Origin of the sequence: uncultured Arthrobacter sp., from assembly GCF_947495145.1 — a bacterium.
Classification (GTDB): Bacteria; Actinomycetota; Actinomycetes; order Actinomycetales; family Micrococcaceae; genus Arthrobacter_D.
On sequence record NZ_CANLXP010000009.1, the window covers coordinates 145998 to 157384 of the forward strand.

14 protein-coding genes are annotated in these 11387 nt (G+C 66.3%); 10 read left to right on the forward strand and 4 right to left on the reverse strand.

Annotation, left to right across the window (positions count from 1 at the left end):
- Positions 1-9: 9 nt before the first annotated feature.
- The 4 genes from Q0877_RS09150 (at position 10) to Q0877_RS09165 (ending at position 3357) form a co-directional block, all read left to right on the forward strand.
- Entirely contained in the window at positions 10-1623 is a 1614-nt protein-coding gene (locus Q0877_RS09150; protein WP_299167151.1) for an FAD-dependent monooxygenase, read from the forward strand.
- A 4-nt stretch (positions 1624-1627) separates the two neighbouring features.
- A complete protein-coding gene (mgrA, locus tag Q0877_RS09155; protein WP_299167152.1) occupies positions 1628-2674 on the forward strand; it encodes an L-glyceraldehyde 3-phosphate reductase in 1047 nt (348 codons plus the stop codon).
- 118 nt (positions 2675-2792) lie between these two features.
- Positions 2793-3023: a ribbon-helix-helix domain-containing protein gene (locus Q0877_RS09160; protein WP_299167153.1), complete on the forward strand. Its 231-nt coding sequence runs from the start codon at positions 2793-2795 to the stop codon at positions 3021-3023.
- The gene (locus Q0877_RS09165; protein WP_299167155.1) at positions 2965-3357 is read left to right on the forward strand and encodes a type II toxin-antitoxin system PemK/MazF family toxin; all 393 of its coding nucleotides are present in this window, start codon (positions 2965-2967) and stop codon (positions 3355-3357) included. Before Q0877_RS09160 ends, Q0877_RS09165 begins: the two co-directional genes overlap by 59 nt.
- 23 nt (positions 3358-3380) lie before the next feature.
- Here the strand turns inward: Q0877_RS09165 and Q0877_RS09170 are convergent, their stop codons facing one another.
- The 3 genes from Q0877_RS09170 to Q0877_RS09180 are packed head-to-tail and all read right to left on the reverse strand — an operon-like array spanning position 3381 to position 5348.
- Positions 3381-3590 (reverse strand): hypothetical protein, encoded by a 210-nt coding sequence (locus Q0877_RS09170; RefSeq protein WP_299167156.1) that lies wholly within the window; start codon positions 3588-3590, stop codon positions 3381-3383.
- Positions 3587-3943, reverse strand: a complete 357-nt coding sequence (locus Q0877_RS09175) for a bifunctional 2-polyprenyl-6-hydroxyphenol methylase/3-demethylubiquinol 3-O-methyltransferase UbiG (RefSeq protein WP_299167158.1) — start codon at positions 3941-3943, stop codon at positions 3587-3589. The genes Q0877_RS09170 and Q0877_RS09175 overlap by 4 nt, the downstream gene beginning before the upstream one ends.
- A gap of 58 nt (positions 3944-4001) precedes the next feature.
- Positions 4002-5348: a 6-phospho-beta-glucosidase gene (locus Q0877_RS09180; RefSeq protein WP_299167159.1), complete on the reverse strand. Its 1347-nt coding sequence runs from the start codon at positions 5346-5348 to the stop codon at positions 4002-4004.
- A gap of 43 nt (positions 5349-5391) precedes the next feature.
- On the opposite strand from Q0877_RS09180, the gene Q0877_RS09185 reads away from it, so the two are divergent.
- Positions 5392-6477, forward strand: coding sequence for a carbohydrate kinase family protein (locus Q0877_RS09185; protein ID WP_299167161.1), 1086 nt, complete (start codon positions 5392-5394; stop codon positions 6475-6477).
- A gap of 18 nt (positions 6478-6495) precedes the next feature.
- Here Q0877_RS09185 and Q0877_RS09190 read toward each other — a convergent pair whose 3' ends face one another.
- Positions 6496-7293, reverse strand: a complete 798-nt coding sequence (locus Q0877_RS09190; protein ID WP_299167163.1) for an SDR family oxidoreductase — start codon at positions 7291-7293, stop codon at positions 6496-6498.
- 100 nt (positions 7294-7393) lie between these two features.
- Between Q0877_RS09190 and alr the strand changes: the two genes are divergently transcribed.
- Genes alr through tsaD form a run of 5 tightly spaced genes read left to right on the forward strand, consistent with a single transcriptional unit; the run spans position 7394 to position 11269 of the window.
- Positions 7394-8557, forward strand: a complete 1164-nt coding sequence (gene alr / locus Q0877_RS09195; RefSeq protein ID WP_299167165.1) for an alanine racemase — start codon at positions 7394-7396, stop codon at positions 8555-8557.
- Positions 8554-9081, forward strand: a complete 528-nt coding sequence (tsaE, locus tag Q0877_RS09200) for a tRNA (adenosine(37)-N6)-threonylcarbamoyltransferase complex ATPase subunit type 1 TsaE (RefSeq protein WP_299167166.1) — start codon at positions 8554-8556, stop codon at positions 9079-9081. Before alr ends, tsaE begins: the two co-directional genes overlap by 4 nt.
- Before the next feature lies 1 nt (position 9082).
- Positions 9083-9736, forward strand: a complete 654-nt coding sequence (gene tsaB / locus Q0877_RS09205; RefSeq protein WP_299167167.1) for a tRNA (adenosine(37)-N6)-threonylcarbamoyltransferase complex dimerization subunit type 1 TsaB — start codon at positions 9083-9085, stop codon at positions 9734-9736.
- A 17-nt stretch (positions 9737-9753) separates the two neighbouring features.
- Entirely contained in the window at positions 9754-10215 is a 462-nt protein-coding gene (gene rimI / locus Q0877_RS09210) for a ribosomal protein S18-alanine N-acetyltransferase (protein WP_299167173.1), read from the forward strand.
- The gene (gene tsaD / locus Q0877_RS09215) at positions 10202-11269 is read left to right on the forward strand and encodes a tRNA (adenosine(37)-N6)-threonylcarbamoyltransferase complex transferase subunit TsaD (RefSeq protein WP_299167169.1); all 1068 of its coding nucleotides are present in this window, start codon (positions 10202-10204) and stop codon (positions 11267-11269) included. The genes rimI and tsaD overlap by 14 nt, the downstream gene beginning before the upstream one ends.
- Positions 11270-11387: the final 118 nt, after the last annotated feature.

The following is an 11387-nucleotide window of genomic DNA, read 5'->3' on the forward strand; positions in this document are numbered from 1 at the left end:
CAAGGCCACATGCGCGAGGTCAGCACCGATGTGCTTCTGGTGGGAGCCGGTCCCACCGGCCTGATGCTCGCCGCCTGGCTGGCGAAACTCGGTGTCGCGGCGGTACTCGTGGACGGGAAAGGCGGGCCCACCCGTGAGTCGCGGGCGCTCGGCGTGCATTCGCGGAGCATGGAGATCTACGACCAGCTCGGGGTGGTGGACCGCGTGCTTGCCGAGGGGTATTCGGCGGTAAAGATCCGTCCCGGCTATGAGAACCGTTCCTTCGGCGCAGTGCCGATCGGCAAATTCGGCGCCGGGCTGACACCCTATCCGGGACTGCATGTCCTGGAACAGAGCAGGAATGAGCGCATCCTGCTGGACCGGCTGGAGGAACTGGGCGGGACGGTGGAGTGGCAGCACGCGCTCGTCGGCCTGACGATCGATGGCCCGACGGCGGGTGGCGGCGGGGTCACCGCTGAATGCAGCGGTCCGGCGGATTCACTGCGCATCCGCGCTCGGTTCTGTGTCGGAGCCGACGGTGGATCTTCGGCGGTCCGGAAGCTGGCCGGGATTCCCTTTGAAGGTCAGACCAACGAGCACACGTTCTACGTCGCGGACGTCAACGGCGTCTCCGGCGTCGCGGAGGACAGCGTGAACCTGCGCTTCGGCGCGGAGGAATTCCTGCTCGGTTTCCCGATGGGGCCCGGCGGCCATCATCGGCTGCTCGGCGTGTTGCGGACGGGTGGTGAGGAAGTGCCCGAATCATTGGCGCGTCAGCGCTTGGAAACGGTGTTCGGAGTGTCCTACCGGGAGTCGCTCTGGTTCTCCACGTACCGCATCCACCACCGGGTTGCTGCTCGCTTCCGGGAAGGCCCGGTCTTCCTCGCCGGGGATGCCGGGCATGTCCATTCGCCCGTCGGCGCGCAGGGGATGAACACCGGGCTGCAGGACGCGCATAACCTCGCGTTCAAACTCGCTGACGTACTTCAGGGACGTGCGTCGGAGTCTCTCCTCGACCGGTACGAGACCGAGCGGCGGCCGGTGGCGCTTCGGCTGGTGAACAGCACCGACCGGGTGTTCGGCATTGTGACCTCCGATCGGCGGCTGGCCCGTAACGTCCGCCGGATCGTGCCCCGGCTTTTTGCCCCGGCGGCGGTCAGGCTCGTGCCGCGGCTTCCTCTTGCTCCGCGCCTTTTTGGGTACCTCTCACAGATCCGCATCCATTACTGGATGGACGGTGCCTTTTCTGACGACTCAACGCACGACGGCGCCGGGTTGGCCATCGCTTCAGGTTCCGGACCCAGAGCTCACCACGGGCACCGGAGGCGCCGCGGCCGGGTGGTCGGCAGGCGGCTGCCGTGGACCGGGCCGAATTTCGAGGTGCTTCGTGCTGCTACCTGGCAGGTCCACACCTACGGTGAGGTGGATGCGGAGGTGGCGGCCGCCGTCGGGCACGGATTGAATGTGCAGGTCCATTCATTTCCCGCGGCAAGCGGAAAGGGGCTTCAGGAGGGGCTGTGTTACCTCGTGCGTCCGGACGGCTTCGTGGCGGGAGCAGCGCCGGTGCATACCGCGGTGTCGCGGTTACGTGCGCTCCTGCCTGATCAGTGGTTCGGGCTCGGGCCCAACGGCGACCTAGGATGAATCCATGACCTTTCACCCCGCGGACAACCGCTATGACACCATGCCGTACCGACGAGTGGGACGCAGCGGGTTGCACCTGCCGGCCGTCTCGCTCGGGCTGTGGCATAACTTCGGTGATGACAAGCCGTTCGATGTGCAGCGGGACATTCTGCGGCGCGCGTTCGACCTCGGGGTCAATCACTTTGACCTTGCGAATAACTATGGGCCTCCGTACGGGTCAGCTGAGACCAACTTCGGCAGGCACCTCAAGGACGACTTCAGGCCGTTCCGGGATGAGCTCGTCATTTCGAGCAAGGCCGGTTACGACATGTGGCCGGGCCCGTACGGCAACTTCGGTTCACGGAAGTACCTGCTCGCCAGCCTCGACCAGTCCCTGAACCGGATGGGCCTGGACTACGTCGATATCTTCTACAGCCACCGCCCCGATCCGGAGACTCCGCTGGAAGAGACCATGGGCGCACTGGACACCGCAGTGCGATCTGGGCGGGCGCTCTACGCCGGCATCTCCTCGTACTCCCCGGAGCGCACCGCTGAGGCAGCGGCGATCCTGCGCGATCTCGGCACGCCGCTGCTGATCCACCAGCCCTCGTACTCGATGCTGAACCGCTGGGTGGAGAATGGCGAGCCGAACCTGCCGGAGGTCCTCGAGCAGGTTGGCGCCGGTTCGATTGCGTTCTCGCCGCTGGCCCAGGGTTTGCTGACCAGCAAGTACCTGAACGGGGTGCCGGAAGGATCCCGTGCGGCGTCGAACAAGTCGCTGTCCGAGGACCACCTGTCGGAAGACAACCTGCGGCGGGTCCGCGGCCTGAACGGCATTGCGGAGTCCCGCGGCCAGACGCTGGCCCAAATGGCCATCGCGTGGATCCTGCGTCCGCAGGGCAAGGGCTCGGCCATCACGTCGGCGTTGATCGGCGCGTCTAGCGTGAAGCAGCTCGAGGACAGCGTGGGCGCGATCAACAACCTCGACTTCAGCGACAGCGAGCTGCACGCGATCGACGAGTTCGCCGTCGAGTCGGATATTAACCTGTGGGCCAAGGCGCTCGAGGCATAGCAACTTCCCTCACCCCCAGATGTTGATCGCAGGGAAGATCATCCCGCGGACGGTTCGAACAGGGATTGCGCGAGATGGCTTACATCACTTCGCAGTAGTACCGCGGTAGTATGAAGGTATGAAACTCAGTATCAGTCTGCCGGAGGAAGATGTAGCCATCCTCGACGAGTTTGTCCGCACCGCCGGCCTTCCCTCGAGGTCGGCCGCGTTGCACCATGCCGTGCGCATGCTCCGACTGCCCGAACTGGAGCAGGACTACGAAGCCGCCTGGAACGAGTGGGAAGCATCAGATGACCAGGCGGCGTGGAGCGTTACCGCAGCAGACGGGCTCGCCGATGCTGCGCGGTGAGATCCGGCTCACCGATCTGGACCCTGTGCGTGGGAGCGAGGCCAACAAGCGACGGCCGGCAGTCATCGTCAGCAACGATCGAGCGAACTCGATCGCGGCGCGGCTCGGCCGTGGCGTGGTCACCGTCGTACCGGTTACCAGCAACACCGACCGCATCTTCCCGTTCCAGACGTTGTTGCCCGCCGCCTCGACCGGCCTGCGGCAGGATTCCAAGGCCCAGGCGGAGCAGGTCCGCTCGATCGCTGTCGAGCGGCTGGGCGCGGTCCTTGGGCGAGCTCCAGCGGACGTTATGGCACAGCTCGATGACGCATTGCGCCTCCACCTGCAGCTGTAGCGGCACCCCGCTCACGCTAGCTCTCAGGCGCGGGCGACAATGAGCGAGCCACGGCCGGGCGCGTAGGGTAGGTCACGCACCTCGGTACTGGTGAAACCTGCTTCGGTCAGGGAGAGGCAAAGCGCCTCCTTGGAGCGGAAGCGCAGAGTGGACGTGGAGTCGATGCGCTCGCCATCAGTTCGGAAGATCGTCGGGGATTCGAACGTGACCAACTCGCCATCAACATTCGTCACTGGAAGACCTGCGCGACGTTGGCAGTCATCGTCGCCAGGTCGTACTGCCGTCTTTGGGAGGCATCTGCGGCAACGTCCACCGCGGTTCCCACCAGCCATGTCACCCGGTTTGCCCCTGGCTTGGTCCGGGCGACATCGACCGATGCTCCGGCAGGGTCGACGCCGAACACGCGGAGACCGCGCTCTGTTACCAGGCGGGAACACAAAGTCCCCGTACCGCAACCAACGTCCCGAACCGCTGAGGAACCGAACTCGTCTACAAGGTCCACATAGGTATCCAGGTCGCTGCGGTCGGGGTCAAGAGGGTCATACACGCGGGCGACCCGTGGGTGATCGAAGATTGCGTCAGGCATCACACCGACGGTACCGCACGCCGCGAGGCACATAGGATTCGTTGGGGTGCCCGGGGAATTACCGCCAAAGGCTCCGCAACCTGGGAAACGCGTTCTCGTACCCGCGCAGCAGCCGCTGCGCGGTGTGGGCGGAGTCGATCAGCGGATGCAGCGCGAAGGCCCGCACCGCCAGCGAACGGTCGCCGTGCACGACGGCGGCAATCACGTCCTGCTCCACCGCCTTGACCAGCGACATCAGGCCGAGCTGGTGCGGCGTCGGCGTGCCCACGAGCAAAGGGGCGGCGCCGGTGCCGTCAACACGGGCGGGAACTTCCACCACCGCGTCGGGAGGCAGCTGGGGAATCGTGTTCCCGTTGCGGACGTTGACGATGAGCTCAGTCGGCTCGTTCCGCAGTAGCGCGCGCATGACCGTGAGTGCCACCTGTTCATACCCGCCGCCGGCCAGGTCCGCTTCGTCCCGGGATTCCTCCGCCGTGCGAGCCTCCGCCAGATGTCCTTCCTCGCGGGCGCGGCGGGCCGCTTCCCAGACGGCGAATGGTTCGTCTGAGGACAGGAGTGCCGGGTAGAGGCCGGATTGCTGCCGAACCAGCGATTCTCCTCGGGTTTCGGCAGCGCCCACCACGGACCGGCGGGCCTCGGCGTGAAAGTAGTAGTAGAAGAGGTACTCGTTCGGCAGGGCTCCGAGCATATGGAGAAACTGCGGGCCGAACACCCTGCCCTCCTCAAACGAACCCAGCCGGGCAGGGTCGGCGAGGAGCGTGGGCAGGAGGTCACCGCCGTCGTGCTCCAGACCCCGCAACCAGCCCAGATGGTTCAGGCCCACATAATCGACCCCGGTCAGGGAGCCCAACGGGAGCGGCACACCGGCGGCAAGGGACGCCCGCCGGACCAGCCCTGAGGCCGAATCGCAAATCCCGATGATCCGTTGGCCGAGCACGGGCTGCAGTGCTTCGGTGATAATCCCAGCCGGGTTGGTGAAGTTGATGACCCACGCATTCGGGCAGGTCCGGGTGATCGTCTCAGCGAGCGCCAGCATCTCGGGAGTCGACCGCAGCGCATAGGACAGGCCGCCCGCTCCCACTGTCTCCTGGCCCAACGCACCCTCCGCGATGGCCACCCGCTCATCTCGTACGCGGCCGGCCGCCCCACCGGGACGGGTGGCGACGAAGACGACGTCGGCCGCTGCCAGCGCGTCCTCCAACCGGTCACAGACGGTGAGACGGGGCGGCTGCGCCCGCTCCGGAAGCGGCATATCGTGTGCCACGAGGGCGACGGCCGCAGCGCGGGAGGGATCGGCGTCGTACAGGCAGATTTCATCCACCAGCCCGGCAAACGCGCCCGAGCAGAGCGCACGGTAGATGAGCGGCACCCGGAACCCGCCGCCGCCGATGACAGCCAACTTCATGGTGGTCCTTCCTGTTGAGCGGCCGGGGAGTATCGTGCCGTACATGGCCGCCCTGAACCGATTTGACCCGCTTGCCGCAGCACGGACCAAGAGCGATCCGGAGTTCGACCTCCTGTTGAGCGGTTCGGTGTTCTTCGACATTATCTTTACCGGCCTCGATGCGCTGCCCAGTGCCGGGACGGAAGTGTGGGCCGAGGGGATGGGCTCGTGTCCGGGCGGGGTGGCCAACCAGGCGATCGCGGCGAGCAGGCTTGGACTGCGCACCACCCTCGCGGCGGCCTTCGGCGACGATGGGTACGGCGCCTTCAACCGGAGCATCCTCCAGGGGCAGGAGCACGTTGACCTCTCCCGGTCCCGGACCTTCGAGCAGTGGCATTCGCCGGTGACGGTTTCCCTCTCAGTTCACCGCGACCGGTCGATGGTCACCCACGGGCACCCCTCTCCGCTCTCTGCATCGGAACTGATCGCTGACCTGCCGCGCTGCCGGGCCGCCATTGCTGAGGTCGGTCCCGAGGTGGAACCGTGGGTGCCCGCCGCGTGTGCGCTGGGGATGAAGCTCTTCGGGGATGTGGGCTGGGATCCCAGTGGAACCTGGTCCTCGGAGGCACTGGACTCGCTCGAGTACTTCCACGCCTTCCTGCCCAATGAAGCCGAGGCCATGGCTTACACCCGGACCAGCGACCCCTGGGCCGCGCTGTACGCGCTCGCCGACCGGGTCCCGGTTGCTGTGGTGACGGTCGGGCAGCAGGGAGCGATCGCCGTCGACTCCCTGACCGGGGAGGAGGAGTGGGTGCCGGCGTTGCCCGTAAACGCTTATGATCCGACGGGTGCCGGCGATTGTTTCGGTGCGGCGTTCGTCACCGGAGACCTTGCCGGTTGGCCGCTGGCAGACCGGCTGGCTTTCGCCAACCTCTGCGCCTCGCTGTCGGTTCAGGAGGTGGGCGGATCGCTCGCCGCTCCGGGCTGGGGCGACATTGCCGACTGGTGGCGGCGGATGAGCACAGAGCGCGACGGCGTCCGGAAGCAGTGGCTGCGGCGCTATGCCTTTTTGGAGGACATCGTGTCGAACGTTCCTGCCGAAGCAGTACGGCGGGCGACTGCCACCATTGCCACCCAGTCGGACGCGTAAGGGCTTAACGCTCCCAGGTCAGACCGACCGCCAGTCATCACTGGTGATGTGTGATCCTGCCTGCGGCCCCATCTGGAGCATGCCGCCGTCGACAGCCCACGATGCGCCGGTGACATAGCTGCTGGCAGGGGAGGCAAGAAACGCGATGACTGCGGCGACTTCGCCTGCGTCGCCCGGGCGCCCCAGCGGTACGCCGGGGCGGCTGATCTGATGCGGATCCTCGTTCTCCTCGTGCGTCATGGGTGTAGCGATCTCGCCGGGGAGAACAGTGTTTGCCGTGATCCCGCGATCACTGAGCTCAAGCGCAATGGTCCGGATGAGGCCGCCCAGCCCATGTTTTGAAGCGTCATAGGCCGCTGCGCCCACCCGCGGTTGTTCCTGGTGCACGCTCGTCACCGCGATGATCCGTCCACCGTTTCCCGCACTGACCATCCGTTTCGCGGCGCGCTGAATGCAGACAAAAGCGCCGTCCAGGTTTGCCCCCACCGTGGTGCGCCAGGTGTCCAGATCCAGGTCCAGGAACGGAGTTCCATCACCGGTTCCGGCGTTGTTCACGAAAACATCAACGCCGCCCAGGTCTTCAGCCAGCCGGTCGATAACGTCGCCGCACGCGGGCGCGTCGGTGGTGTCCAGCTGCGCCGTGACCGCCTTCCGGCCGGTGGCTTCCACCTGGCGGGCGGTCTCTTCGGCGCCCTCCTGGTCGGAGTGCCAGGTGATGCCGACGTCGCAACCCGCTTCTGCGAGCGCGACGGCTGTGGCGCGTCCAATGCCGCTGTCGGACCCGGTGACTATTGCCGTTTTCGGTGAGAAGGTCATGATCCATCCTGTCGCTGCCGGGAAGCCTAGCGCAAGGGTGTTCCCGGGACCTGCGCACCCGGATTCCTGACGGCCCGTTCAGAACTGACAGAATGGGCCTGTGAGTTTTTCAGCAGGACCAGTCCCGGAACGGCGGGTGGACATCGACCTCGCCGCGCTGCGGCACAACGTCCGGCATATCGCAGAGATCGCCAGCCCGGCCCGCGTCATGGCCGTAGTGAAAGCCGACGGTTACGGGCACGGCGCGGTTCCAGTGGCGAAGGCGGCGCTGCAAGCGGGTGCCTCGTGGCTGGGCGTTGCCCATATCGCAGAAGCCGTTGAACTTCGTCGAGCCGGTATCGAAGCGCCCATCCTGGCCTGGCTGCACACCGAGGCAAGTGATTTCGCGGCGGCCATCGAACTGGGAGTGGACCTGGGCATCTCCGGGTGGGAACTGGCGCACGTGGTGGCCGAAGCACGCAGACTCGAACGGCCTGCGCGCGTTCACCTGAAGATCGATACCGGGCTGGGAAGGAACGGTTGCCCGCCCGAGCACTGGGAAGCCCTGCTCGGCCGGGCACTTGAACACCAGGAGCACGGACTGTTGCGGGTTGTCGGAGTCTTTTCCCACCTCGCCGTCGCGGACGAGCCGGACCGCGAAGAGACAGACGAGCAGATTGACCGCTTCCGGGAAGCTGTCGCCGTCGCCGAAGACGCCGGGGTGGATCTCGAAGTGCGCCACCTGGCCAACACTCCCGGGACGCTGTCGCGGCCGGACGCGCATTTCGACCTCGTGCGGGTGGGCCTCGGTATTTACGGGCTCTCGCCGTTCGACGGCCAGTCCTCGGCCGAGCTCGGACTCCGTCCGGTCATGAGTTTCCGGACCACCATTGCCAACTGCAAGGAAGTACCGGAAGGTCACGGCGTTTCCTACGGCCTGTCCTACCGGACCGACAAGCGCACCACGCTGGGGCTCATCCCGGTGGGCTATGGCGACGGCGTCCCCCGGGTCGCCACGGGTGCACCCGTTTCGGTCAACGGACTGCTATACCCCGTGGTTGGCCGGATTGCGATGGACCAGTTTGTCATCGACTTCGAGGAAACCGGGATCGCGGACTCGGAAGACAGCCCGCTGGGCGCCGAGGCCGTTCTCTTCGGTGCCGGGGACGGCACGCCTACGGCCGACGACTGGGCCCGGGCGAGCGGCTCGATCAACTACGAAATCGTCACCCGGATCAGTCCCCGTGTTGCCCGCCGGTATATCGACGCGGAGGCTGACCAGTGACCGATCCGGTGTGGTCGCAGGAATTTTGCGTAGCCTCAGCCGAGGAGCTGCAGCGTGCAGCAGAGAGCCTTGGAAGCAGGCTCGCCGCGGGTGACCTGCTTATCCTGACCGGGGAGCTCGGAGCGGGCAAGACCACCTTCACGCAGGGGCTGGGCCGCGGGCTCGGCGTGCGGGAGGGCATCATTTCGCCAACGTTCGTGCTGGTTCGCAATCATCCCTCGCTCACCGGCGGGCCAGGACTGGTCCACGTCGACGCGTACCGGCTTGAATCAGACGCCGAAATCGACGACCTCGACCTGGAAACCACGCTGGAGGATTCCGTCACCGTGGTCGAGTGGGGTGCCGGCCGGGTGGAGCATCTCGCCGACAGCTGGCTGCACCTCACGCTGGTTCGCCCAGTTCTCTCCTCCGCCGCAGAGCCGTCAGCAGTACCTGAGGAGGACGACGACGACGAATCGCGCCAGGTGCGCATCGACGCCTACGGTCCACGCTGGGCCAAACTACAACCGGAAGCGCTGGTCTAGCGTGCTGATTCTTTCCCTTGATACCTCAGCGGCGGCCAGCGCAGCGCTGGTGAGCAACGGCGTCGTTCTCCAACGGTTTGCCTCGACCGACACGCGCTCGCATGCTGAAGTGCTGGCACCCGCCGTCGAGCGGTTGCTCGCTGATGCTGGTGTGGCGGGAACCGAGCTGGGTGCGCTCGTGGTCGGCGTTGGTCCGGGCCCGTTCACGGGGCTGCGCGCGGGGATCGCCACAGCGCGGATGCTCTCCTTCGTGTGGAATGTGCCGCTGTACGGGGTGATGAGCCTTGACGCGGTGGCCCTCGATGCGGCTCATGCGGAAGGCGAGTTCGCGGTAGCCACCGACGCGCGCCGCAAGGAAGTGTACTGGGCGCGCTACCGCGCGGGTTCTGCGCTGCCGGAGCTCGTGGATGGTCCGTATGTGGGGCCGGCGGAAACCGTTCCGGACCTTCCCGTGTACGGGCATGGTGCAGGCCTTTACGCCGAGCGGTTGACCGGTCCTGCCCGCGCAACCGAGCTCACGCCCGACGCCGCCGCGCTCGCACTGGTCGCCGAACAGACGCTAGCGGCCGGTGGTGCACTGCGTCCCACCACGCCGCTGTACCTGCGGGAGTCGGATGCCAAGGTGCCGGGTCCACGGAAGAAGGCGCTGCTGTGACATTCACACTCCGTCCAATGCGCCTGCAGGACATCCCCGCGGTCGGCAGCCTGGAGCAGAAGCTCTTCCCGGTCGACGCGTGGCCCCTCGAGCTGTTCTTCGATGAGTTCGCGCAGGTTGAAACGCGGCAGTACCTGATCGCTGAGGCTGACGGCCAACTGATCGGCTACTGCGGCGTCATGGTGCTCGGTGCGACGGCGGACATCCAGACGATCGGCGTGCTGCCGGAGTACGAGGGGCAGGGGATCGGCACCGCGATGCTGACCAGCATGCTCGATGAAGCCCGCCGCCGCGGCGCAACTGAGACCCTGCTTGAGGTTCGGGAGGACAATCCGAGGGCGCGGACGCTGTATGAGCGTTTCGGCTTCGCACACATCCATACCCGGCGCGGCTACTACCGGGACGGCGTGAGCGCCTACGTCATGCGGCTGATCTTCGACTCTTCCCACGCAGCGAAAGGCGACCATGAACCGGTCTGAACCCCTGGTATTGGGAATCGAATCATCCTGTGACGAGACCGGCGTCGGGATTGTGCGGGGAACAGCCCTGCTGACCAACGCGGTGTCCTCCTCGATGGACGAGCATGTGCGCTTCGGCGGTGTCATCCCCGAAATCGCTTCCCGGGCGCACCTCGACGCCATGGTGCCCACGCTCCAACAGGCACTCGACGAGGCTCGGGTGCAGCTGTCCGACGTCGATGCGCTCGCCGTCACCTCGGGCCCGGGACTGTCCGGCGCGCTCATGGTCGGTGTTGCGGCGGCCAAGGCGCTTTCAGTGGCGACGGGGAAACCGCTCTATGCGGTGAACCACCTGGTGGCACACGTCGGGGTGGGGCTGCTCGACTCCGGCGAACTGCCCAAGGACCTCGGCGCATTGCTGGTATCCGGCGGGCACACGGAAATTCTGCGCGTGCGGAACCTGGCTTCCGACGTCGAACTGTTGGGTTCGACCATCGATGACGCCGCAGGCGAGGCATACGACAAGGTGGCCCGCATCCTGGGCCTCGGCTATCCGGGCGGGCCGGCGATAGACCGGATCGCAGCGCAGGGCGATCCCCGGGCCATCCGGTTTCCGCGCGGGCTGAGCCAGCCCAAGTACCTGGGTACGGCGGAGCAGCCGGGTCCGCACCGCTACGACTGGTCGTTCAGTGGGTTGAAGACAGCCGTCGCACGGTTTGTTGAGGACTGCGAGGCGCGCGGTGTCGAGGTGCCGGTAGCCGATGTGGCGGCGTCCTTTCAGGAAGCGGTGGTGGACGTCATCACGTCCAAGGCGGTGCTGGCGTGCCGCGAGAACGGTATTACGTCGTTGCTGCTGGGCGGGGGAGTGGCGTCAAACTCGCGGCTCCGTCAGCTGACCCGGGAACGCTGTGAGGCGGCGGGGATAACGTTGACCATTCCGCCGTCGTCGTTATGTACAGACAACGGAGCCATGGTGGCGGCGCTTGCCGCGCGCATCATCATGGACGGCGGCGAGCCCAGCGGGATCGGCTTCGGCACCGACTCTTCAATGCCCGTGAGTACGGTTCACCTCTAACCCCTTCGCGTTCATTTGGCACGACACGCCCCGAAAGGACGGGGCGAAGTCAAGTAGTGGGGGCAACGCTGGGGTTCATGCCGCTGTGAGCAGCTGGTTCAGCCGGGTGGCTGGGGTC